Source organism: Asanoa ishikariensis, from assembly GCF_900107455.1.
Classification (GTDB): domain Bacteria; phylum Actinomycetota; class Actinomycetes; order Mycobacteriales; family Micromonosporaceae; genus Asanoa; species Asanoa ishikariensis.
Map to the genome: position 1 here is coordinate 803,233 of NZ_FNQB01000003.1, position 22,785 is coordinate 826,017.

The window sequence follows — 22,785 nt, forward strand, 5'->3', positions numbered from 1 at the left end:
ACGGGTGAACCCACCATCGTTGGCTACACCGCGCGGGTTCTCCCACGCGGTGGTCGGGCGGGGCACGGTCGTCTTCCTGGCTGGGCAGACCGCGCTGGACCCCGAGGGGCGGATCGTCGGTGCGGACGTCGTCGCACAGTTCGAGCAGGCGCTGGCCAACCTGCTGACCGCGCTGGCGGCCGCCGGCGGACGACCCGACCAACTCGCGAGCCTCACCGTGTACGCGACGGACCTGGCCGACTATCGCGCCCGCGCGTCAGAGATCGGCCGGGTCTGGCGGCGACTGGTCGGCACCGACTACCCGGCCATGGCCGGCATCGGCGTGTCCCGGCTGTGGGACGTCGAGGCGCTCGTCGAGGTGCAGGGCTTCGCGGTGGTCTAAGTCAGCCCACGCGGACGTCGGCGCGGACCGAGTCGACGAACCGGTGCGCGGCCTCGCCGAGCCGCTCGTGCAGCGCGAAGAACACGTCCGCGGCCCGGACGCCGTTCCAGTCGGCCGGGAGGGTCTCCAGCGGCAGACCCGGTTCGAGGTACGGCAGGCGGCGCCAGTCCGTCAGCGCGTTGACGTAGTCCGCGAACGCCTGCGCGTCGTCGAGTCGGCCGCCCCGGTCGTACGCCTCCGCCATGGGTTCGTACCGGCGAAGGAAGTCGTCGTTCAGCTTGCGCAGCCGGGTCAGGTCCCACCACTGCGACACGCGTGCGGCGGTGTCCGCGAAGGCGAGGTGGTCGCCGCGGAACAACTCGACGTAGACGGCCAGGCCGTCGCGCTCCAGCGTCTCCCTCGCCTCGTCGTAGAGGTGCGCCGGCGCGATCCAGACGCCGGCGGACACCGTGCCGAAGCCGAGCCAAGCGAGCCGGGACCGCAGCACGTGCCGCTGGTCGCGCTTGCTCTCCGGGACGCTGAACATGGCGAGCAGCCAGCCGTCGGCGGGTGTCGCGCGCCGCCGGGTGAAGATCCGCCGGTCCCCTTCGTGGAGGATCTCGCGGCCGTCGGCGGACAGCGCGTAGCCGGCGACGCCGTCGAGCTTGACCGCGTCGAGGAGGCCACGCCGCTTCAGGCGGAAGATCGCCGACCGGACGACCGGCTCGTCCACAGCGCACTGTCCCAGCAACCTGATGATCGAGGCGACGCTCATCCAGCCGTTGGTCTCGCGCGCGTACAGCCCGTACACCGTAACGATCAGCGCTCGGGGCTTCTGGCCGCGACCGCCCGAATCGTCCGTCTCCACCACCACGGAGAAACCATATCTGATGCGTTCTCTTGACTGCCGTCACGGAATACGAATACTTGGAGAATGACGTGGGACTATGCGACCGCGCTCAGCCCGTCCGCACACGTGGACACGTTCTGCCGCGACCATCTCCCGCCCTTCACGCAGTGGCCCGAGATGCTCCTGGACCCGGCCTACCCCGACCGGCTCAACTGCGCCGTCGAGCTGCTGGCTGCCGCTCCCGACCGCCGCTGCCTGCTCACACCTTCCGGCGAGACGTGGACCTACGGCGACCTGGACCGCAGATCCAACCGGATCGCCACGGTGTTGACCCGCGACTTCGGCCTCGTGCCCGGCAACCGCGTGCTGCTGCGCGGGCCCAACAACCTCTGGCTCGCGGCGTGCTGGTTCGCCGTGCTCAAGGCCGGTGGCGTGGTGGTCACGACAATGCCGCTGCTGCGTCCCGCGGAGCTGACCGCCGTCGCCTCGATAGCCCAGGTGGATCTCGCCCTGTGTGACGCCCGGTTCGTCGACGACCTGCGGCTGGCCGAGCTCGGCGAAGCTCCCGTCGTGACGTACGACGACCTGGCCCTTGATGGCGGTGACGAGTTCACCGCCGTCGACACCTCCGCCGACGATGTCGCGCTGCTGGCCTTCACCTCCGGCACGACCGGGCGCCCCAAGGCGACGATGCACTTCCACCGCGACGTCCTGGCGATCGCCGACACCTTCTCGCGGCACCTGGTGCGGCCGCGCCCCGACGACGTCTTCACCGGCACTCCCCCGCTGGCCTTCACCTTCGGGCTCGGTGGCTTGCTGGTCTTTCCGCTGCGGGCCGGCGCGGCGACCCTGCTGATCGAGAAGGCGACCCCGGACCAGCTCGCCGACCTGATCGAGCGGCACGCGGCGACGATCTGCTTCACCGCGCCGACGGCATACCGGGCCATCCTGCGCGCCGGCCGGTTGGAACGGCTGCGCAGCCTGCGGCGCGCCGTGTCCGCCGGCGAGCACCTGCCAGCCGCCACCTGGCAGGACTTCTTCGACGCCACGGGTGTACGGCTGATCGACGGCATCGGGTCCACCGAGCTCCTGCACGTGTTCATCTCCGCGGCCGACGACGCGATCCGGCCGGGCGCCACCGGTCTGGAGGTGCCCGGCTTCCATGCCGCCGTCCTCGATGAGGCGGGCGAGCCGGTCCCCCGCGGCACCCCGGGACGGCTGGCCGTCAAAGGTCCCACCGGATGCCGCTACCTGCGCGATCCACGGCAGACCGCGTACGTCCAGAATGGATGGAACTTCACCGGCGACACGTACGTGCAGGATGAGGACGGCTATTTCCACTACCTCGCGCGGCGGGACGACATGATCGTGTCGTCGGGCTACAACATCGCCGGTCCCGAGGTCGAGGAGGCGCTGACGGGCCATCCGGCGGTCGACGAGTGCTGTGTCGTCGCGGCTCCCGACCCACAGCGCGGGCACATCGTCAAGGCCTACGTGGTGCTGCGCAATGGCTTCGAGGGCAGCCCTTCGCTGGTCGCGGAGCTCCAGGAGTTCACGAAGCGGCAGATCGCGCCGTACAAGTACCCGCGCGCCGTCGAGTTCATCGCCAGCCTGCCTCGGACCAGCACGGGCAAGGTCCAGCGGTACGTCCTGCGGCGGCAGGCCTCCGCCACCACGGATTCGGCATGAGGATCGCGGTGGTCGGGGGTGGTCCCGGTGGCCTCTACTTCGCGGCCCTCGTCCGGCAGCTCGGCGTGGCGGACGAGGTCACCGTCTGGGAGCGCAACGCCGCCGACGACACGTTCGGGTTCGGCGTGGTGTTCTCCGACGAGACGCTCGGCGGCATCGAGCACGCCGACCCGCACATCTTCACGGAGATGGCCCGCTCGTTCGCGCGGTGGGACGACGTCGACGTCCACTTCCGCGGCCAGGTGCACACCAGCGGGGGCCACGGGTTCGCCGCCATGGGCCGTAAGCGGCTTCTGTCGGTTCTGCAGCAACGGTGCCGCGAGCTCGGCGTCGACCTCCGGTTCTCCACCGCGGCGCCGGACGTCGAGCTGTTGCGGGAGTCCTACGACCTGGTCGTGGCCAGCGACGGGGTCAACTCGACCGTGCGGACGCGCTACGCGGACGTGTTCCGGCCGTCGGTGGAGGCCAGACGGTGCCGCTACATGTGGCTCGGCACCGACAAGGTCTTCGACGCGTTCAAGTTCTACGTCAAGGAGACGCCGCACGGCGTCATGCAGTTACATGGCTACCCGTACGACGCGCGGGCGAGCACCTTCATCGTCGAGATGAACGAGCAGGTGTGGCGCCGCGCCGGTTTCGCCGACCACTCCCTACTTCCGGGCGAGTCCGACGAGAAGTCGGTGGAGGTGGTGCGCGAGCTGTTCCAGGACGTCCTGGGCGACGCCGCCCTGCACGTCAACAACTCGCGGTGGCTCACGTTCGCGACGATCCGCAACGAACGGTGGCGGCACGGCAACGTGGTCCTGCTGGGCGATGCGGCGCACACCGCGCACTTCTCCATCGGGTCGGGCACCAAGCTGGCCATGGAGGACGCCCTGGCGCTGGCGGCGTGCCTGCGCGAGCAGGTCGGGGTGTCCGCGGCTCTAATCGGTTACGAGGCGGAGCGGCGGCCCGTCGTGGTCTCGACCCAACGGGCGGCGCAGGCGAGTCTCGAGTGGTTCGAGAACCTGGGGCAGTACACCGACCAGGACCCGACGCAGTTCGCCTTCAACATCATGACGCGCAGCCGACGAGTCACCCACGAGAACCTGCGCGTACGCGACCCCGAGTTCGTGGCCCGGGTCGACGCCTGGTTCGCCGGCGACGGCGAGGTCCGGCCGCCGATGTTCCAGCCGTTCCGGCTGCGCGGAGTGGAACTGGTCAACCGCGTGGTGGTCTCGCCGATGGACATGTACTGCGCGGAAGAGGGCGTGCCCAACGACTTCCACCTGGCCCACCTCGGCGGGAAGGCCCTGGGTGGTGCGGGCCTGGTGATGACGGAGATGGTGTGCGTCTCGCCTGGCGGCCGGATCACGCCTGGTTGCACCGGTCTCTACACAGACTCACAGGCGGCGGGCTGGCGACGCATCGTCTCGTTCGTGCACGAACACTCTGCCGCCAAGATCGGGGTCCAGTTAGGACACTCGGGTCGCAAGGGATCGACGCGGCTGATGTGGGAGGGGATGGACGAGCCGCTGCCGTCGGGCAACTGGGAGGTCGTCGCGCCGTCGGCGTTGCCGTACCGGCCGGGGGTCAACCAGACGCCGCGCTCGCTCTCGGTCGACGACCTGGGCCTCATCAGGGAACAGTTCGTGGCCGCCGCCCGCCGTGCCGTGATTGCCGGCTTCGACCTGCTGGAGCTGCACTGCGCGCATGGCTATCTGCTGTCCTCGTTCATCTCGCCGCTGACGAACCACCGGACCGACAGTTATGGCGGCTCGCTGGCCAACCGGCTGCGCTTTCCGCTGGAGGTCTTCGACGCGGTGCGTGCGGTGTGGCCGGCCGACCTGCCGACCAGCGTGCGAATCTCGGCGACGGACTGGTGCCCCGACGGCATCGACGGAGACGACGCGGTCGAGATCGCACGGGCGTTCGCCCGGGCCGGTGCCGACATCGTGGACGTCTCGACGGGCCAGGTCTCCCCGGCGGAACAACCGGCCTTCGGCCGCTCCTACCAGACCCCGTTCGCGGACCGAATCCGCAACGAGACCGGCATAGCGACGATGGCGGTCGGCGTCATCTCGTCGTACGACGACGTGAACTCGATCCTGCTCGCCGGCCGCGCTGATCTCTGCCTGATCGGCCGGGCGCACCTCTACGACCCGAACTGGACCCTGCACGCCGCTGCTGAACAGGGCTACGCGGGGCCAGGGGCGGTGTGGCCGCTGCCCTGGCAGGCGGGATCACGTCGGCCACAGAGCGGCCGCAGCGACGGCCCGCGACCACGCCTCGACCTCATCCGGACGAGCGAGACAGGCACCCGCCACCGCCGCTGGCAACCCGGCCTACCGATCTGACCCACCACATCCGCCCGGCGGTGGCATCCCCCGGAGCCAACCCCCAGCTGCCCACGACGCGCCCACGCAGACATGGCACGATACGCCGCCACCGCAACCAAGACGTCGACATCGCGTCGGCTGCGGAATCTGTTCAGCCCGAGGTGTCCAGACCCAGCTCGAGTGCCGCCGAGTCGGCGTAGAACGTGGTCCGCGGCCAGGGTGGACTCTCCGCGGTGCGACTCCAGGTCAGGTGGACCACCGCCCATCCGCCACCCGAGATGCTGACGACGACGTCATCGGAGGCCTGCGATCGAGCCACGACGTCGATGTCCTGGCCGTGGAGGGGATGCCCGACGCCAACCTCGATAGCCAGTCGCGCTTTCAGGCCGCTGCGCTGCTCGACAGCGGCGGGTTCGCCGCCCCGCAGATCCCACCACGGATCTGCGAACACGGGCTGCGGATTCCCTGGCGTCATCGTGAAATCACGTGTCCACCCTAGGTGGATAGCTGAACAGCCATGAGCGGTCAGAGTTCGATCCGGCGCAGCCACCAGGGGTGGTGCTGTCGGACGAACGGGTTGTTGATCGTGCGCGCCAGGTAGCGATCGTCGAGTGGACGGAGTGCGTGCCGCAGCTCGCGTCTCGCCTTGCGCCGAAGTGCCCACGCCGCGTGCTCCAGCAGGGTTCGCACGTGGCAGTCACCGCTGCGCCAGTCCTCGGGCCAATCGTCGTGGTCCCGACCCGCGTAGCTGTCACCGTCGCGGTGAGCGGACCGTTGCTGACTGCTCAGCTCCCATCGACGGAAGGCGTATGCCACCTCTCCTGGGTGGAGTCTGTTGGCGCGCTCGAAGGAGGACAACTGGCGGTTGGCCGAAGCCGACAACCCACAAATCACCTGCGGTCGGCCGGATCGGCATCGTCGAGGCAACGTAGACCTGATCTCGCCCGGAGACCGGCGAGGCATGACCACTTCCAGGTTCTGGCGAAGAGCGTCCTGCTCCTCAGGTGATTTTACGCATCCGGGCCACGTGGACCGCCCAGAGGACGAAGGAGGCCGTGACCAGGACCAGGATTCCGAGCAGGGTGAACGACGACGGGTCTCGCAGTCCGGCGTCTTCAGGGTTGTTCGCTGGGTCGGCGACCAGGATCACGGCGGCGCCCAGGGCCGCCATCATTCCGACGATCGAGGCGAGCACGATCAGCACGATCAGGCCGGCCTTTGACCCTCGACTCGGTGGGGCAGGCGTGCGTGGCTTCGGCTGCGGGATCGCGGCCTGCTCTCGCGCCGGCATCCGTATGAGGTTGGCCCGCGGGACGCTCGTGTCGATGCGGGCGAGCTGGTCGGGTTTCAGCGGGAAGACGGTCGGCTCGACCCGCACGGAGATGCCGTCCAGGCCGATGAGCTGGCGGCCGCCGTCCGGCCATGCCAGGGCGATCGCGCATTCGGCGTACCGCACCGTCAGCGCGTGGTCGGCGTCAATCAGGCTGACGCCCTCGGCACCGACGACGAGCCTGACCGCGCCGCCCGATCGGGGCTGGTAGCGCAGCCCGTCGACGGCGGCGGTCGAAAACGTCGGGGCGGGCGTGAATCCGGCCCACTCCGCGGTGAGTCCGTGCGGCACCAGCAACAGGCCCGAGCCGGTGGCTTCCGTCGCCACCGCCTGCAGGTCGTCGATGGTGACGGCGCGTACCTCGTCGAGGATCTCGGCGGCGGTCAGGTTGGGTTGTCCGACAAGGGCGTTCATGGCGGCCGCCGGCAGTCGGGCCGCGTCGCTCTCGTCGTGGCGCAGCACCTCCTCGGCCTGCGAGCGGACGCTGTCGAGATCGGCCTGCTCGAACCGGCCGACCTGGAGTTTGGCGAGCACGTCGACGAAGGCGCCGAGCACCGCATCTTGTTTGTCCGGCAAGGCGTCCGCGTACGCGGTGATGGTGGCGAACTCGTCGCCGCGCGGGTCGTAGGACGTGTTGGCCGTGTAGGAGTAACCGCCCTCCTGGCGCAGGCTGCGGTACATTTCCCGCTCCAGCACCGCGGAGAACACCGACGCGGCCGAACGACGGCGTACGACCGCGTCGAAGACGACGCCGTTGACGTGCTCGGTGAAGTACGCGGGCGTGGTGGGCAGCGTCGACGACGGCTGCGGCACGGGCCGGCGGGTTCCCTCGGGCAGGTTCAGTCGCAGCCCGGCGGGCACCTGATCGGCCGTCAGCCATAGCACGGCGTTCTGTCGGGTGAACCAGGTGGCGGCCCATTCGCGCACGTCGTCGGCGGTCAGCCGGGGCAGGCCCAGCTCCTCGTAGCTGACCAGGCCGTGGCCCTGCGCGCCGTACCGCCACAATGGCATCGACTCAATGGCACCCACCTTGCGGCTGGCCGCCTCCGTACGCAGGATGCCCTTCTCGGTTTCCAATCGGGCCAGCGGCAGGTCGGCGAGCGCGTCGCACACCGCGATCAGGTGCTTGACGACGTCGTCCTCGGATCCTTGCAGGTGGAAATTGGTGACCACCGATCCCGTCGACCCGTTGTAGTGGTAGTCGCCCAACCCGACATTGTGCAGCGCCAGGTGCTCCAGCAGGTGGGTGATGCCGGCGGTGGCAAGGGTTTCGTCGGCCCGCCCGACCCGGAAGGTCAGGCCGGCCACGACCGGGCCACCCTTCGGCGCCAGCAGGGTCTGCACCCCGTCGACCTCTGTCTCCCGGATCACGGGCGAGACCCCTTCTTGAACGCGAGCTCGCGGAGCGACACGAACTCGTCCACGTAGTCCTCACCGAGGTATTCCCACGGCCTCTGGTCGGCGAGGTTCCCGCCGGTCACCAGCGCGTCGTAGTGTTTGGCCGCGGCGGAAAAGTTGTCCGCCATGCTGAACGCCATCGCGAAGGCGCTGTGCGCGCCCACCCAGTCCGGCGCCGGCTCGAAGGCGGGGTTGAGCACCGAGTGCTCGGCCGCCCAGTGCAACTCCTGCTGAACCTGGGCGCGCTTCATGTACGCCACTCCGGCGCGGGAGCTCTCGTCGCGGATCACAAGCAGCAGATGCTCGACGTGCGCGAGCGCGACCACGGCACCGTTGACGGAGCCGGGCGCAGATGCCTTCGTGCACTCGACGGCGAAGGCGTGCATGGCCTCGAACGAGCCGCCCCACTTAGGACACAGCTGCTGAACCATGGCCTGCTGCGCCGGGAAGAAGTGCGGGACGATCTTCCCGTAGCGCCTGCGCGCCTCGGTCTGTCCAAGGCTGAGCCCCCGCGCGGTGTGCAGCCGCTCGGTCCACGCGCTGGTGTAGCCGGGATGCCGGGCGGTCACCTGGATCAGAATCTGCTCGGCCCGGTGCAGATGCTCGTGGAAACCCTGCCACTGCTCCTGGCTGACGTGCTGACCCCAGGCCCCGGTGCGGATCTCCCATCCGTCGTCGACCAACCGCCACGCCAACAGGGTCCCGGCAAGCGCCGACGTCGGATCCGCCGAGGCAGCCTCCTCGACGACGGCGCGATCGAGCAGCCGACCGACGAGGCTGATCGCCTTCTGATGCAGGGCCGGATCGGTGAGCTCACGGAATCCGTCCTCGACCCCTTGCCAGTCCCCCGCCTTCGCGGCATCGCACACGCCACGAATCTCGGGAAAAGCAGCAAGACGATCGAAATTCGGCGCGGGTACGGCGGTGGGAGGCGCTGACACATCGGGGAGCGTACGTCAACCGAACCGCTTTCATGTTGCCCTGAGTCAGTGGGTGTAGCGGGCGAGGAGGTCCTGGCGCCACCGTTCGGTCTCGGCGAGCTGGTTGAAGGTGAAGATGTGCAGTCCTGTGAGGCTCACGTCCTGCGATCGCAGCGCCCGCACGACGTTGCGTAGCAGGGCGTCCGGCGTGTAGCCGCCCGGCACCGCCAGCCGGGCGAACCACGACGGGTGGCGGGTGACGAACCGGGTCGACTCGCCCACGCCGATCTTCGTCGCTACGGAAAGGAGTTTCGCCCGGTCGATCGGGCCGGCGAGCCCGAGGTACAACGGCAGCGACACCTGGCGGCGGCGCACTCTGGCCACCCAGCGCGCGATGACGCGTGGGTCGAAGCAGAGGTTGCTGACGATGTACGTCGCGTGCCGGCGCTTGTCCCACATCGACTGGATGGTGATGTCGTCCTCGATCGACGGGTGGCTCTCCGGATAGCCGGTGATGCCGACGCGGGGAAAGGGGTTGCCCAGTGAGCTGAGCGCGGTGAGCACGGGAAGCGCGGCGTCGTACGGGCCGAGCGGCGGGTCGGCGTCGCCGGCCGGCACGAACACATCCGATACGCCCGCGCCGACCAGCCGCTCGACGATCCCCGCGAGCTGTGGCTCGCCGGTGATCAGGCGGGCGGCCACGTGTGGGACGACCGGATAGCCGGCGGCCGCGAGTCGCTCCGCCACGTCCAGTGTCGGTTCGAGGCCCTTGGTTGGCGAGGCGGTCACGGTCACCGTGACGTCGGACGGCACGGTGTCCCGGACCCGGCTCTCGACCGTCGCCGTCGGGATCACCTCGTAGCGGACGGCCGACAGCAGGCGCGTCAGCGTCTCGTGGTCATCGCGCATGGTCACGATGCCGGTAGAAATCGGCCGTGGACGGGGGTTCCGGTGTCGCGCCGAGAATCAGGTCGGCGCTCTTCTCGGCCAGCATCATCACCGGGGCGTAGATGTTGCCGTTCGTGACGTACCGCATGGCCGAGGCGTCGACCACCCGCAGCCCGGCCAGGCCGTGCACGCGCATGCTGTCCGGGTCGACGACCGAGTCGGCGTCCGTGCCCATCCGGCACGTGCACGACGGGTGCAGTGCCGTCTCGGCCTCGCGACTCACCCAGTCCAGGATCTGCTCGTCGGTCTCGACCGCGGCCCCGGGCGAGATCTCGCCGCCGTCGAACGGCGCGAACGCCGGCTGACCGAGGATGTTCCGGGTGACCCTGATGGCCTCGACCCACTCGCGCCGGTCCTGTGCGGTCGACAGGTAGTTGAACCGCAGCCGCGGGTGCACGCGCGGGTCCACGCTGGCGATTTTGACCGTTCCGCGGGCGTCGGAGTACATGGGGCCGATGTGGACCTGGTAGCCGTGGCCACCGACGGGCGCCGAGCCGTCGTACCGCACAGCGATCGGCAGGAAGTGGAACATCAGGTTCGGGTACGCCACGTCCTCGTTGCCGCGGACGAAGCCGCCGCCCTCGAAATGGTTGGTGGCGCCCGGTCCCGTGCGGCCGAGCAGCCACTTCAGGCCGACCTCGGGCCGGTGCCGCCACCGCAGGTACGGCTGCACCGACACCGGCTGGGTGCACGCGTGCTGCACGTACACCTCGAGATGGTCCTGGAGGTTCTCGCCGACGCCCGGCAGGTCCGCGACCACGTCGATGCCGAGGGCGGTCAGGTCGTCGGCCCGGCCGACGCCGGAGAGCTGGAGCAGTTGGGGTGAGTTGATCGCGCCGCCGCAGAGGATGACCTCGCCCGCGCGGACCTGGCGGACCGGTCCGGAGCCGCGCCGGTACTCGACGCCGACCGCCCGGGTGCCCTCGAAGAGCACGCGGGTGACGAGCACGCGGGTACGCACCTCGAGGTTGCGACGACGCATCGCCGGGCGCAGGTAGGCGCCGGCCGCCGACAGTCGCCGCCCCCGGTGGATGTTGCGGTCGAACGGTGCGAAGCCCTCCTGCCGGTAGCCGTTGACGTCGTCGGTCAGTGGATGGCCGGCCTGCTGGACCGCCTCGAAGAAGGCCTGGAAGAGCGGGCCGGTCGCCGGGCCGCGCTCGAGCAGGAGCGGTCCGCCACGGCCACGGAACGCGTCGTCCGGGTCGGCGGCCAGGCAGTTCTCCATGCGCTGGAAGTACGGCAGGCAGTGCGCGTAGTCCCACGCCTTCATTCCCGGGTCGGCCGCCCAGCGCTCGTAGTCGAGCGGGTTCCCGCGCTGGAAGATCATTCCGTTGATGCTGCTGGAACCGCCGAGCACCTTTCCCCGTGCGTGGTAAATGCGCCGGTCCCGCAGGTTCGGCTCGGGCTCCGACGAGTAACCCCAGTCGTAGAAACGGTTCCCGATGGGGAACGTCAGGGCGGCCGGCATGTGGATGTAGACGTCCCACGGGTAGTCCGGCCGCCCCGCCTCCAGCACCAGGACCCGGTTGGCCGGGTCCGCCGACAGCCGGTTGGCCAGCACGCTGCCCGCGGATCCGCCGCCCACGATGACAAAGTCCACGTCGCTCATTGGTCCACGGGCTCCCCTCTGATGTATTCGACCGCCGCGTCCAACAGCCACCGGGCCAGGTAGTCGGCGAACGACGCGCCGACGAAGACCCGATAGGTCGTGGAGGCGGTCTGGTGCAGGATCACCTGGGCCTTGGCCAGGTTCGTCCGCGCGCACGAGCCCGGGCCGAAGACGCGCGGATGCAGGTCGAGGGCGCACCCGTGCGCCAGCACCTCACGCGCGTGCGGCCCGCTCAGCTCCACGACGGTGCGGCCCGCGGAGACGTCCACCGCGGAGACGCCAGGGAGGTCGTCGGCCATCGCCTCGGCCAGGGCTGAGCCGGGCTCGTCGACGAGCAGGTACCAGCCGGGACCGCACCACAGCGCGTAGCGCGGTCCGGTGCCGGCCGCGTGCCCGGCGGTGGGCCAGGAGGCGGCCAACAGCGGGCCGGGGAACAGGGCTGCGCCGAGCCGCGCCATCGCCGGCTCAGCGGGATCGCCACGAACCTCGAAGGAGCTCAGGTACGGGAGCTCGCGCATGATGCCGGTGGCAGCCAGCGGTTCGGCCAGGTGCGCCAGCGGGCTTCTACGCGGGTCAGCCATCGCGGCGTGCTCCCTCCGGGTCGTAGAAGACCGGCTCGGTCACCACGACCGGCTGCGCTCGGCCGGCGTCGACGGCGTACAACGTCTCGCCGCGGAGGGTCAGGCCTCCGGCTACCAGTGCGAGCGCGAACGACCGCCCGAGCGCCGCGCTTCGGTAGCTGGACGTGACGTGGCCGAGCATCGGGACCGGTGTCGGGGCGTCCGCGTCGACGACTAGCTGAGCACCCTCGGCGAGGACCACCGACGGGTCCGCCGGGAGCAGGCCGACGAGCCGCTTGCGGTCCGCCCGGGCGGTGTCCGCACGTGCCAACGAACGCGAACCGATGAAGTGCTTGGCGGTCGACACCGCCCAGCCGAGTCCCGCGTCGTGCGGCGTGACCGTGCCGTCGGTGTCCTGGCCGGCGACGATGAAGCCCTTCTCGGCCCGCAGTACGTGCATGGTCTCGGTGCCGTAGGGCGTGATCCCCTGGGCCAGCAGGGCATCCCACAGCGCCAGCCCGTGCCACGCCGGCACGTTGATCTCGTAGCTCAGCTCGCCGGTGAAGCTGATCCGGAACACCCGCGCCGGGATACCGGCCACCGTGGCGTCGCGGACCGACAGGAACGGGAACGCCGGTGCCGAGACGTCCAGGGAAGGTGCGAGCCGGCGCAGCACCTCCCGCGAGCCGGGGCCGACGACCGCGACCGCCGCCCACTGGTCCGTGACGGACGTCGCGGAGACCCGAAGAGAGGGCCATTCCGTCTGGAGCCACTCCTCCAGCCAGTCCAGCACCGCCGCGGCGTTCCCAGTCGTCGTGGTCAGGTGCCAGCGATCAGGCGCGATGCGGGCGGTGACCCCGTCGTCGAAGACCATCCCGTCGGCGAGACACATCACGCCGTAGCGGCACTGCCCGACCTTCAGCGTCGAGAACCTGTTGGTGTAAATGCGGTCGAGGAACTCCCCGACGTCCGGGCCGCTAAGTGAGATCTTGCCCAGCGTGGACACGTCCATCATCGCCACGCCTTCCCGGGCCGCGCGACACTCACGCTCGACGGCGCGGTCCAGGTCCTCGCCGGGCCTCGGGTAGTACCAGGGCCGCTTCCACTGCCCGACGTTCTCGAAGACCGCATCGGCGGCCTCGTGCCGTTCGTGCATCGGCGTCCGGCGCTCCGGGTCCAGCAGCCGGCCGCGGTCCCGACCGGCGAGCAGACCAAACGAGATCGGCGTGTACGGAGGCCGGTAGGTCGTCGTGCCGACCGCACCGACGGGAAGGCCCAGGAGCCCGGCCAGGACGCCGACCGTCGTGACACCGGTGGTACGCCCCTGGTCCGCCGCCGTTCCCGCCGTGGTGTACCGCTTGACGTGTTCGCTGGAGGTCATCCCGGCGCCGACCGCGCGCCGCACGTCGTGCAGCGTCGCGTCGCGCTGCAGGTCGACGAAGACGGTGTCGGGTCGCAGGTCGCTGGTGAGCCAGCAGGCCGCCGGCGCCCCGGCATCGGCCACCGAGTCGGTGGCGGGTGGCAACGGCTCCTCGCCACCGCCGCCATGGGTGCCCGCGCCCGCCTGCCAGCCCGCCTCCGCACCCTCGGCGAGCGCGTCGGCCAGGCCGAACGTGCCCGCCGCCGCACCGACACACGAGACCGCCGGCACGGGGTCGCCGGGCACGAACGCGGCGTGGTCGGCCGACCAGAGGGGCCGCCCGCCGGCCTGGCTGTACAGGTGGACAGCCGGGTTCCAGCCGCCAGAGGTGGCGACCAGGTCGCAGGGCACCCGACGGGGTGAACCGTCGACGGGCGCCACCCACGCGGCTTCCAGCACGCCGTCCGCGTCAGCGTCCGTGCCCACCACGCCGTGGCCAGCGCTCACGGCGACGCCCCGGTCCCGCAGCGCCCGGTGCACCTGGCCCTCCGGGAGCCGGCGCACGTCGAGCACCGCGGCCAACTCGACGCCCGCGTCGAACAGGTCGACCGCCGCCCACAACGCGCCGTCGTGCGCCCCGGCCACGACGGCACGTCGCCCCGGCAAGACGCCGTAGCGCCAGGCATACCCGGCCGCCGCCGCGGCGAGCATGATGCCGGGCCGGTCGTTGTCCGGGAACAGGATCGGCCGTTCGTGGGCGCCGGTGGCCAGCACCACCCGCGCGGCGCGGATGTGCCACAGCCGTTGCCGGGCCACGTGTGCCGGCGCGTCCGCCCCGAGATGGTCGGTCCGCCGCTGCACCGCCACCAGGAAGTTGCCGTCGTAGAAGCCGGTGACGGTCGTGCGGGTGAGCACCCGGACCTCCGGCAGGCCGGTCAACCGGGCGTGCACGTCGCGGACCCAGTCCATCGCCGGGCGCCCGTCGAGGTGGGCGCGGCCGGCCAGCAGCTCGCCACCGGGCTCCGGCCGCTCGTCGGCCAGGATCACCCGGGCGCCGGTGACCGCCGCGGCGTGCGCCGCCGCCAGACCGGCGGGGCCAGCGCCGACGACGAGCACGTCGCAGTGCGCCCACGTCTTGTCGTACCGGCTGTGGTCAGGCTCGTCGCTCAGCTCTCCTCTGCCGGCCAGCGACCGGGCGACCAGACCGTCGTACACCTCGAGCGTGGTGGCCCGGACCATCGGCTCCCCCGGCCCGGAGTCGACCTGGACGAACGCGTTGGGCTCCTCGGCGCCGATGCCGTACGTGCCGCGCGGTCGACCGGTGTACGGCCCACGCGCGACGACCCGGACCCCGTGCGCGAGCAGCGCCGAACTGAGGGTGTCGCCGGGATGTGCCTCGAAAGCCCGGCCGTCGAAGTGGAAGTTGAGCGTCCGGCTCCGATCGATCCGGCCACCGGCGGCGCGGCGGAACGCCTGGCTCACGGCGTCACCCCCGGCGCGAACTCGTACGTCACGGTGTGCCGGACGACGTCGAACCACCGCCGGCAGCCCGCCGAATGGAACCAGCGCTCGGCGAACCAACCCTTGGGGTTGTCGCGCAGGAACAGGTAGGAGGCCCACTCGGCGTCGGACAGGGCGGCCGGGTCGGATGGGTAGGCCACGTGCGCCTGCCCGCCGTACTTGAACTCGGTCTCGTCGCGCGGCCCGCACCACGGGCACGGCACACTCAGCATCGCGGCAACCCCCTCAGTGCGCGACCGCGGCCGCGCCGTGCTCGTCGACGAGCGCGCCGGTCGTGAAGCGGTCCAGGGCGAACGGCGCGGCGAGCGGGTGCGGGCGGCCGTGGGCGATGGTGTCCGCGTACACCCAGCCCGCGCCGGGGGTGGCCTTGAAGCCGCCGGTCCCCCAGCCGCAGTTGACGAACACGTTCTCGACCGGTGTCAGGCCCAGCACCGGCGACGCGTCCGGGGAGACGTCGACGATCCCGGCCCAGGTACGCAGCACGTGCGCCCGCGCGAAGATGGGGAACAGTTCGACGGCGGCGGCCATCTGGCTCTCGATGACGTGGAATGAGCCACGCTGCCCGTAGCCGTTGTACGCGTCGACGCCGGCACCCATCACCAGCTCGCCCTTGTGCGCCTGGCTCACGTAGACGTGGATGGCGTTGGACATGACGACCGTGTCCAGCACCTGCTCCAGCAACTCGGACACCAGCGCCTGGAGCGGATGGCTGGCCAGCGGCAACCGGAACCCGAGCTCCGATGCCAGCACCGACGTGTGGCCGGCCGCGCACAGGGCGACCCGGTCGGCCTCGATGGTGCCGCGGCTCGTGACGACACCGCGGACGCGGTCCCCATCACGGAGGAAACCGGTGACCTCACAGTTCTGGATCAGGTGCACCCCGAGGCGATGCGCGGCGCGCGCGTAGGCCCACGCGACGTAGTCATGCTTCGCGATCCCGGCGCGCGGCTGGAAAGTGGCGCCCATGACGGGGTACCGCAGCTCCTGCGACGTGTTGATGATCGGCACGAGCTTCTTCACCTCGGCCGGGGTCAGCCACTCGGCGTCCACACCGTTGAGGCGGTTCGCGTTCACCCGGCGGATGCCCTCCCGCACGTCGGGCAGGCTGTGCGCGAGGTTGAGCACGCCGCGCTGGCTGAACAGGATGTCGTAGTCGAGCTCGTCGGACAGGCCCTCCCACAGCTTGAGCGAGTGCTCGTAGATGGCCGCGCTCGCGTCCCACAGGTAGTTGGACCGGATGATGGTCGTGTTGCGGGCCATGTTGCCGCCGGCCAGCCACCCGCGTTCGAGCACGGCCACGTTGGTGATCCCGTGGTTGCGGGCCAGGTAGTAGGCGGTGGCCAGGCCGTGCCCGCCGGCACCGATGACGACGACGTCGTACCCGCGCTCGGGTTCGGGGTCGGCCCAGAGGAAGTCCGTCACCCGCGTAGCCGTTCCATGCGCGGGTCGAACAACGGCTCGGCCGCGACGGTGGCCGGCACCAGCCGGTCAAAATAGCCTATGTGGACGGTCCGGCCCGGTGTCGCCAGGTCCGCCGGCAGCCAGGCGTAAGCGATCCCGGTGCCGACGGTGTATCCGTAGGCCGCGCTCGTGACGTGCCCGACGCACGAACCGCCGGCGTAAACGGGTTCCTTGCCCATGACGACCTCCGGGAGAGTCAGGCAGGTCAGCCGGCGCACCGGGTCGGACCGCCCGAGCAGCGCCGACCGGCCGAGGAAGTCGCCTTTGTCGAGCTTCACCGCGAAACCCAGACCTGCCTCGTACGGGTCGTGCTCGTACGTCATGTCGGTGCCGAACAACCGGTATCCCTTCTCCAGCCGCAGACTGGCGAACGCGCCACGCCCCCCGGCGACGACGCCGAGCGGCTGCCCCGCCGACCACAGCGTGTCCCAGAGCTTGAGGCCGAGCTCGGCGGTGGTGTAGAGCTCGTACCCGAGTTCCCCTACATAGGACAGTCGCAGGGCGGTGACGGGGACGACACCGATGTACGACCGCCGGGCCCGGAAGTACCGGAAGCCCTCGTTGGAGAAGTCGTCGGCGGTCAGCGACTGGACCAGGTCCCGAGCCCGCGGCCCCCAGACGCCGATGCAGCAGGTGCCCGCGGTCGTGTCCCGGACGGCGACCGAGCCGTCGGCGGGCAGGTGCCGGACGAACCAGTCCACGTCCAGCGGGCCGTTGATGCCGACCTGGAACTCGTGGGGTCCGAGCCGGGCCACCGTGATGTCGCTGCGGATCCCACCGTCCACGTCGAGCAGCAGACAGTAGGTGACCGTGCCGACCGACCGGTCGACGTTCCCGGTCGTGAGCCACTGCAGGTACGCGGCGGCGCCTGGACCGGTGACCTCGACCCGCTTGAGCGGGGTCATGTCGTAGAGCGCCACCGACTCGCGTGTCGCGAGAGCCTCGGCACCCACGATCGGCGACCAGTAGCGCGCCGCCCAGTCGTTCGGCAAAGGGATGTCGCGGCCGGCCAGGAGCGCTTCGTTGCGGCCGTACCACTGCGGCCGCTCCCACCCCGCGAACTCGAGAAACTCCGCGTCGAGCTGCCGGGGATAGAACGGCGTGGTCCGCATCGGTCGGGGCTCGGCCATCGGCTGCGACGGGTGGATGACGTCGTACACCTCGATGTAGTTCTGGCAGTCCCGGGCGAGCACGTAGTCGGGCGCGAGCTGGTGCGGCTCGAACCGGTTGAGGTCGCACTCGTGCAGGTCGAACGAGGAGCTGTGGTCCCGGACGAGCCATTCGGCGACCGCCCGGGCCACTCCGGCCGAGTGGGTGACCCAGACCGCCTCCGCGAACCAGAGGCCGTCCACCGCGGCGGACGGCCCCAGCAGCGGCATGTTGTCGGTGGTGAACGAGAACAGCCCGTTCATGCCCTCTTCGATCTTGGCCTCGCGGAGCACCGGCAGCAGGTCCTGCGCGGCGGTCCAGCCCGGCTCGAAGTCGTCCGGGGTGAACGGCAGCACCGAGGGCGTCGGCCCAGGTGCGATGTCGTCGACCGAGACCGGCATCGGGCGGTGGCCGTAGTAGCCGACGCCGATGCGGTCGAACCGCTCGCGCAGGTAGAGGTCGGCGTCCTGGTGGCGCAGGATCGGCCGGACCGCCTCCGCCCGGGGGCGGGCGAGCGCCCGCAGCGGGCCGGTCCAGCCGAACTGATGGGCCAGCGGCGTCAGGGGCAGGTTGACCCCGACCATCCGCGCTATCCGCTGCCCCCAGATCCCGGCGCAGCACACGACGACGTCGGCGGGCAGCTCGCCGCGAGAGGTGACGACGCCGCGAACCCGGTCGCCCACCGCCCGGATGTCCAGCACCTCGTGACCGTCCAGCACCCGGACGCCGCGCTCCTGAGCGAGGGAGAGCTGTGCCGAGACCGCCTGGACCGAGTTCGCCAACCCGTCGCCCGGCACGTGCAGACCGCCGAGGACGGTGTCCAGCAGGGAGTGGTGGCGCACGCACTCGGCGGGATCGAGCACCCGCCCGGTGCCGCCCCACGCGGTCAACCAGCCGTGGCGCCGGTGCAGGTCGGCCAGCCGCGCCTCGCTCGTCGCGACCTCCAGGCTGCCCACCGTCGAGAAGCAGCCCAGCCGGGTCAGCTTGTCGATGGTGTACTGGGCGAACCTCGTCATCACCTTCGCCGAGTTGGTCTGGAATACCAGCCCGGGAGCGTGCGAGCTCGACCCACCCGGGCGCGGCAGACCGCCCTGCTCGACCACCGTCACGTCGGTCCAGCCCAGCGCCGACAGCTCGTCGGCGAGCGCGGCCCCGACCACGCCGGCACCGATGATGACGACCCGCGGCGCTGTCATGGACCCTCCCTCAGTTCTTGATCCAGGCCTGCCAGACGTCGGGGTTGGCCTCGACCCACTTCTTCGCGGCGTCGTCGTCGGAGAGCTTGTTGACGGCGATGTCCAGGGCCACGGCGTTCTGGTGCTCGTTCGTCCACTGGAAGTTCTTGATCAGCGCGGCGGCCGGGCTGCCCGAGTCCGCGAACTTCTTGCTCACGATCTTGTCGAGGTCGTACGGGGCGTAGTCGCAGGCGACCTTCGCCGGATCCGCGTCACAGCCTTCCGTGTACGCGGGCAGGTTGACGTGGACGAGCTTGACCTCGCTCAGGAACCACTGCGGCTCGTAGAAGTAGCCGATCATCCACTGCTTCTGCTGCTCGGCGGTCCGGAACGCCTGGATCAGCGCGGCCTCGCTGCCGGCGTACACCACTTTGAAGTCGAGCTTGAGGTTCTTGACCAGTGCCTCGTCGTTGGTGACGAACGACGGGTCGCCGAGGAGCAACTGGCCCTTCCCGCCGGACTCGGAGGTCTTGAACTTGTCCGCGTACTTGTTCAGGTTGTTCCAGTCGGTGATGTCCGGGTGCTCCTGCGCCAGCCACGGCGGCACGTACCAGCCGATGATGCCCTTGTTGCCGGTCAGTCCGTACTCGACGGCCACTTTCTGCTCGTCGATGTAGGTCTTCTTGAGGTCGGGGTGGCCCCAGTTCTCCAGGACCACGTCGACCGCGCCGGTGCCGAAGCCCTGCCAGGACACCTCTTCGGTGAGGTTCTTCTTGGTGACCGTGCAACCCAGTTCCTTGGTCGCGATGTACGCGATGACGGCCGCGTCGGCCTGGTAGCCGACCCACGGGTTGACCGCGATGTTCACCGTGCCGCAGGCCGCCTTGCTCGGCGACGTCGACCCGGAGTTCTCGATCTTCGAACCGCACGCGGTCAGCGCGAGGGCGCCCACCGCCAGCACTGCCACGAACCTGCCTATGCCAACTCTGCTCACGAATCCGTCCCCTTCTCAGCCTCGATTTCCCACGTCGGCGCCGAAGCGCCGGGCGGCTGCCTGGGTGGTGCGGTCGAGCAGGACGCCCAGCAGCACGACCGCGACGCCGGCCGCGAGGCCCTTGCCGTAGAGATCGGACTGTGAGAACCCGGCGACGACGAGATAACCGAGAGCGCCGGCCCCGACCAGGCCGCCGACCACCACCATCGACAGGACGTAGATCAGGCCCTGGTTGGCGGCGAGGGTCAGCGACTGACGGGCCAGCGGAAGCTGGACCTTGGTGATGACCTGCCAGGAGCTGGAGCCGGACGCGGTGGCCGCCTCCACGACGGTGGCCGGCACACCCCGCACGCCGTCCGCGACGAGCTTGATGGCCACGGGCGCCGCGAACACGACCGCCGCGACGATGGCGGTGAACCGGCTGGCGCCGAACAGGCCGAGGAACGGCACCAGGTAGACGAACGCCGGCATGACCTGGGCGGCGTCGAGGGTCGGGCGGATCAGCCCGTCGGCCCGGTCGCTGCGCCCCATCCAGACACCGACGACGACGCCCAAGGCCATCACGATGACGGTGGCGACCAGGGTGGCGGCCAGCGTGACCATGGCCTCCTGCCACAGGCCGGTGGCGACCAGCAGGCCCAGGCAGACCGCGACGGTCGGCACGATCCGGGCGCCGGCGACGATCCACGCGAGGGCGAGCACGACCGTCGACACGAGGTACCAGGGCGACTCCGCGATCAGGGACTGCAGCGGGTTCAGGAGCCCGTAGCTGATCGCGTTGCGGATGGCGTCGGTGACGGCACCGAGGTGGACCTGCACCCAGTCGCTGGCCTGGGTCACCCCGCTCGCGACCTGACCGCCGACGACGCCGCCGCTGTCCGGACCGGGAAAGAAGGCCGCCCAGACGTAGGTGTACGACAGGTACAGCGAGACCGCGGCGCCGACTCCCAGCCCGGCGAGGGTTACGCGGCGGCGGCCGCGGGCCTTCGGGCCGAGGCGGTACTGGGTCTCCACCCGGTCCCGGGCGGCGGTGGTGACCCGGTCGAGGACGATCGCCATGATGACGATGGCCAGCCCGGCGCTGAACGCGGTGCCGACGTCGAGGGTCTGCAGGGCGCGCAGGACGACCTGGCCGAGGCCGGGCGCGTCGATCAGCGCGGCGATGGTGACCATCGACAGCGCGCACATGACGGTCTGGTTGACGCCCAGCACGATCGTGCGCTTGGCCAACGGCACCCGGACCGTCCGCAGGAGCTGCCACTTCGTCGCGCCGAGCGAGGTGCCGGCCTCCACCGAGGAGAGGGCCACGGTCCGGATGCCGTGGGCCGTGATGCGGATGACCGGCGGCATCGCGTAGATGAGGGTCGCGATGACGCCGGAGGCCGGGCCGATCAGGAAGAACAGGGTCAACGGCGCGAGGTAGACGAACGTCGGCATCGTCTGCATGAAGTCCAGGACCGGCGTGAGCACCCGGTGCAACCGATCGGACAGGCCGGCCCAGATCCCGAGCGGGATCCCGATGAGCAGGCAGATGAGCACCGCGGCCAGCGTCAGGGCCAGCGTGTCCATGCTCTGCTGCCAGTAGCCGAGCAGGCCGAACGAGGTGAACCCGGCCGCGGTCAGGACCGCGACCCGCAGGTTGCCGACGGCGTACGCGCACAGGGTGGCCACCGCGACGACGCCCAGCCAGCCGATCAGCGGCACCGGTCGGCCGTACGCGGGCTGGCTGATCAGGGACTGGAGGAACACGGTCAGCGCGTCGACGGCCTGGCGGATCACGTCGAAGAACGCGGTGAAGACCGGGCTGCTCCCCCGGGAGCTGTTGATGGCGTCGCGCAGGTCGTTGACCCGCTCGTGCAGCGGCGTGAGCTCCGACGTGGACAGTTCGAGCGTGTCCCGGCCGCGCAGCGGGATCCACAGCAGCACCCAGACCGCGACCACGGCACCGACCAGGGCGCCCCGGGGCAGCCGCGCGGCACGGCGGCGGACCGCCCCCGCGCTCAGCGTCGTCATGGCTCCTCCGCCACGATCACGCGCAGGATCGCCTCGTCGTCCACCATGCCGACCAGCACGCCGTCGTGGACGACCTTGACCGGCGCGGCTGACGACAGCACGGCCCGGACGGCGTCGCGCACCACGACGTCGGCGCCGAGCTCCGGACCGTCGAGCGGGTCGTCGTCGCGGACCGGACGCATCACCCAGCGGATGGTCAGCACGTGCGACTTGGGCACGTCGGCGACGAAGTCCCGCACGTAGTCGTCGGCGGGAGCGCCGACCACCTCGTCCGGCCGTCCGATCTGGACGGCCGCGCCGTCGCGCATGATCAGGATGCGGTCGCCGAGGCGCAGGGCCTCGTGCAGGTCGTGGGTAATGAAGATCATTGTCTTGCCGACCTCGTGGTGCAGCCGCAGGACCTCGTTCTGCATGTCCCGGCGGATCAGCGGGTCGAGCGCGGAGAACGGCTCGTCGAAGAACAGGATCTGCGGGTCGACGGCGAGGGCCCGGCCCAGACCCACCCGCTGTTGCATGCCGCCGGAGAGCTGGTCGGGGAAGTGGTCCGCGTAGCCGCTCAGCCCGACCAGGTCGAGGACCTCGCCGGCGCGCCGGTACCGCTCGGTCTTGGCAACGCCGCGGATCTCCAGCCCGTACGCGACGTTGTCCAGGACCCTCCGGTGCGGCAGCAGCCCGAAGTGCTGGAACACCATGGCGAACCGGTGCCGGCGCAGGTCGCGCAGCCGGCGCGGGTCGGCGCCCCGGATGTCCTCGCCCTCGATGAGCACGGACCCGGAGGTCGGCTCGACCAGGCGGGTCAGGCAGCGCACGAGGGTCGACTTGCCGGAGCCGGACAGACCCATCACCACGAACACCTCGGTGGGCGCCACCGTGAACGAGATGTCGCGGACGGCCGCGACGCACGCGGTTTGGGCCAGCAGCTCGGCACGCGGTAGCTCCGCGAGCGGGGTGCCGACGATCCGGTCCGCCCGCGGCCCGAACACCTTCCAGAGCTGCGACACGGCCAGCGCCGGCTCGGTGGCAGCCTGCACCCGTTCGTCTGCGATCAAGGGCTCTGGCATGGGTGCCTCGATCTCTGCCGCAGTCCGGTGTGCACGGTCCTGTGATCTGCGCGACAGTATCCGCACGG

At 70.5% G+C, this 22,785-nt stretch carries 18 protein-coding genes; 3 read left to right on the forward strand and 15 right to left on the reverse strand.

Annotated features, from left to right (window positions below):
* The first annotated feature begins 4 nt into the window (after positions 1-4).
* Entirely contained in the window at positions 5-382 is a 378-nt protein-coding gene (locus BLV39_RS27750; protein WP_239083443.1) for a RidA family protein, read from the forward strand.
* Between the two features lies 1 nt (position 383).
* Here the strand turns inward: BLV39_RS27750 and BLV39_RS27755 are convergent, their stop codons facing one another.
* Positions 384-1,235 (reverse strand): PaaX family transcriptional regulator, encoded by an 852-nt coding sequence (locus BLV39_RS27755; RefSeq protein WP_218137095.1) that lies wholly within the window; start codon positions 1,233-1,235, stop codon positions 384-386.
* 60 nt (positions 1,236-1,295) lie between these two features.
* Here BLV39_RS27755 and BLV39_RS27760 point away from each other — a divergent pair, with 60 nt between their 5' ends.
* Together BLV39_RS27760 and BLV39_RS27765 are read left to right on the forward strand one after the other, a co-directional pair.
* Positions 1,296-2,900, forward strand: coding sequence for an AMP-binding protein (locus BLV39_RS27760; protein ID WP_090799220.1), 1,605 nt, complete (start codon positions 1,296-1,298; stop codon positions 2,898-2,900).
* On the forward strand, positions 2,897-5,236 hold the full coding sequence (locus BLV39_RS27765; RefSeq protein WP_090799223.1) for a bifunctional salicylyl-CoA 5-hydroxylase/oxidoreductase: 2,340 nt from the start codon (positions 2,897-2,899) through the stop codon (positions 5,234-5,236). Before BLV39_RS27760 ends, BLV39_RS27765 begins: the two co-directional genes overlap by 4 nt.
* A 133-nt stretch (positions 5,237-5,369) precedes the next feature.
* Here BLV39_RS27765 and BLV39_RS27770 read toward each other — a convergent pair whose 3' ends face one another.
* The 14 genes from BLV39_RS27770 to BLV39_RS27835 all read right to left on the reverse strand — a co-directional run bounded on the left by BLV39_RS27770 (position 5,370) and on the right by BLV39_RS27835 (position 22,717).
* The gene (locus BLV39_RS27770; protein ID WP_239083442.1) at positions 5,370-5,669 is read right to left on the reverse strand and encodes a hypothetical protein; all 300 of its coding nucleotides are present in this window, start codon (positions 5,667-5,669) and stop codon (positions 5,370-5,372) included.
* A 74-nt stretch (positions 5,670-5,743) separates the two neighbouring features.
* Positions 5,744-6,034 carry a hypothetical protein gene (locus BLV39_RS27775; protein ID WP_090799226.1) on the reverse strand — a complete coding sequence of 97 codons (291 nt, stop codon included), beginning with the start codon at positions 6,032-6,034 and terminating at the stop codon, positions 5,744-5,746.
* A gap of 184 nt (positions 6,035-6,218) precedes the next feature.
* The gene (locus tag BLV39_RS27780) at positions 6,219-7,919 is read right to left on the reverse strand and encodes a M16 family metallopeptidase (RefSeq protein ID WP_090799229.1); all 1,701 of its coding nucleotides are present in this window, start codon (positions 7,917-7,919) and stop codon (positions 6,219-6,221) included.
* Positions 7,916-8,815, reverse strand: coding sequence for a hypothetical protein (locus BLV39_RS27785; RefSeq protein WP_090799231.1), 900 nt, complete (start codon positions 8,813-8,815; stop codon positions 7,916-7,918). The genes BLV39_RS27780 and BLV39_RS27785 overlap by 4 nt, the downstream gene beginning before the upstream one ends.
* Before the next feature lie 117 nt (positions 8,816-8,932).
* The gene (locus tag BLV39_RS27790) at positions 8,933-9,775 is read right to left on the reverse strand and encodes a methylenetetrahydrofolate reductase (protein WP_090799234.1); all 843 of its coding nucleotides are present in this window, start codon (positions 9,773-9,775) and stop codon (positions 8,933-8,935) included.
* A complete protein-coding gene (gene betA / locus BLV39_RS27795; RefSeq protein ID WP_090799237.1) occupies positions 9,765-11,423 on the reverse strand; it encodes a choline dehydrogenase in 1,659 nt (552 codons plus the stop codon). Before betA ends, BLV39_RS27790 begins: the two co-directional genes overlap by 11 nt.
* Positions 11,420-12,004: a sarcosine oxidase subunit gamma gene (locus tag BLV39_RS27800; RefSeq protein ID WP_090799238.1), complete on the reverse strand. Its 585-nt coding sequence runs from the start codon at positions 12,002-12,004 to the stop codon at positions 11,420-11,422. Before BLV39_RS27800 ends, betA begins: the two co-directional genes overlap by 4 nt.
* Complete coding sequence (locus BLV39_RS44355) at positions 11,997-14,825, reverse strand: 2Fe-2S iron-sulfur cluster-binding protein (RefSeq protein WP_090799239.1); 2,829 nt, start codon at positions 14,823-14,825, stop codon at positions 11,997-11,999. The genes BLV39_RS27800 and BLV39_RS44355 overlap by 8 nt, the downstream gene beginning before the upstream one ends.
* Positions 14,822-15,076: a sarcosine oxidase subunit delta gene (locus BLV39_RS27810; protein WP_090799240.1), complete on the reverse strand. Its 255-nt coding sequence runs from the start codon at positions 15,074-15,076 to the stop codon at positions 14,822-14,824. The genes BLV39_RS44355 and BLV39_RS27810 overlap by 4 nt, the downstream gene beginning before the upstream one ends.
* 13 nt (positions 15,077-15,089) lie before the next feature.
* Entirely contained in the window at positions 15,090-16,286 is a 1,197-nt protein-coding gene (locus BLV39_RS27815) for a sarcosine oxidase subunit beta family protein (RefSeq protein ID WP_090799241.1), read from the reverse strand.
* Positions 16,283-18,670 carry a GcvT family protein gene (locus tag BLV39_RS27820; RefSeq protein WP_090799242.1) on the reverse strand — a complete coding sequence of 796 codons (2,388 nt, stop codon included), beginning with the start codon at positions 18,668-18,670 and terminating at the stop codon, positions 16,283-16,285. The genes BLV39_RS27815 and BLV39_RS27820 overlap by 4 nt, the downstream gene beginning before the upstream one ends.
* Before the next feature lie 10 nt (positions 18,671-18,680).
* The gene (locus BLV39_RS27825) at positions 18,681-19,643 is read right to left on the reverse strand and encodes an ABC transporter substrate-binding protein (RefSeq protein ID WP_239083441.1); all 963 of its coding nucleotides are present in this window, start codon (positions 19,641-19,643) and stop codon (positions 18,681-18,683) included.
* A 15-nt stretch (positions 19,644-19,658) separates the two neighbouring features.
* Entirely contained in the window at positions 19,659-21,656 is a 1,998-nt protein-coding gene (locus BLV39_RS27830; protein WP_090799243.1) for an ABC transporter permease, read from the reverse strand.
* On the reverse strand, positions 21,653-22,717 hold the full coding sequence (locus BLV39_RS27835) for a quaternary amine ABC transporter ATP-binding protein (protein WP_090799244.1): 1,065 nt from the start codon (positions 22,715-22,717) through the stop codon (positions 21,653-21,655). The genes BLV39_RS27830 and BLV39_RS27835 overlap by 4 nt, the downstream gene beginning before the upstream one ends.
* Positions 22,718-22,785 lie beyond the last annotated feature (68 nt).

Bases quoted from the DNA above. Each gene is read 5' to 3' on its own strand.
- BLV39_RS27765 (WP_090799223.1), top strand. From the start codon at position 2,897: ATGAGGATCGCGGTGGTCGGGGGTGGTCCCGGTGGCCTCTACTTCGCG.
- betA (WP_090799237.1), bottom strand. From the start codon at position 11,423: ATGAGCGACGTGGACTTTGTCATCGTGGGCGGCGGATCCGCGGGCAGC.
- BLV39_RS27810 (WP_090799240.1), bottom strand. From the start codon at position 15,076: ATGCTGAGTGTGCCGTGCCCGTGGTGCGGGCCGCGCGACGAGACCGAG.
- BLV39_RS27760 (WP_090799220.1), top strand. From the start codon at position 1,296: ATGACGTGGGACTATGCGACCGCGCTCAGCCCGTCCGCACACGTGGAC.
- BLV39_RS27835 (WP_090799244.1), bottom strand. From the start codon at position 22,717: ATGCCAGAGCCCTTGATCGCAGACGAACGGGTGCAGGCTGCCACCGAG.
- BLV39_RS27830 (WP_090799243.1), bottom strand. From the start codon at position 21,656: ATGACGACGCTGAGCGCGGGGGCGGTCCGCCGCCGTGCCGCGCGGCTG.
- BLV39_RS27800 (WP_090799238.1), bottom strand. From the start codon at position 12,004: ATGGCTGACCCGCGTAGAAGCCCGCTGGCGCACCTGGCCGAACCGCTG.
- BLV39_RS27820 (WP_090799242.1), bottom strand. From the start codon at position 18,670: ATGACAGCGCCGCGGGTCGTCATCATCGGTGCCGGCGTGGTCGGGGCC.
- BLV39_RS27790 (WP_090799234.1), bottom strand. From the start codon at position 9,775: ATGCGCGATGACCACGAGACGCTGACGCGCCTGCTGTCGGCCGTCCGC.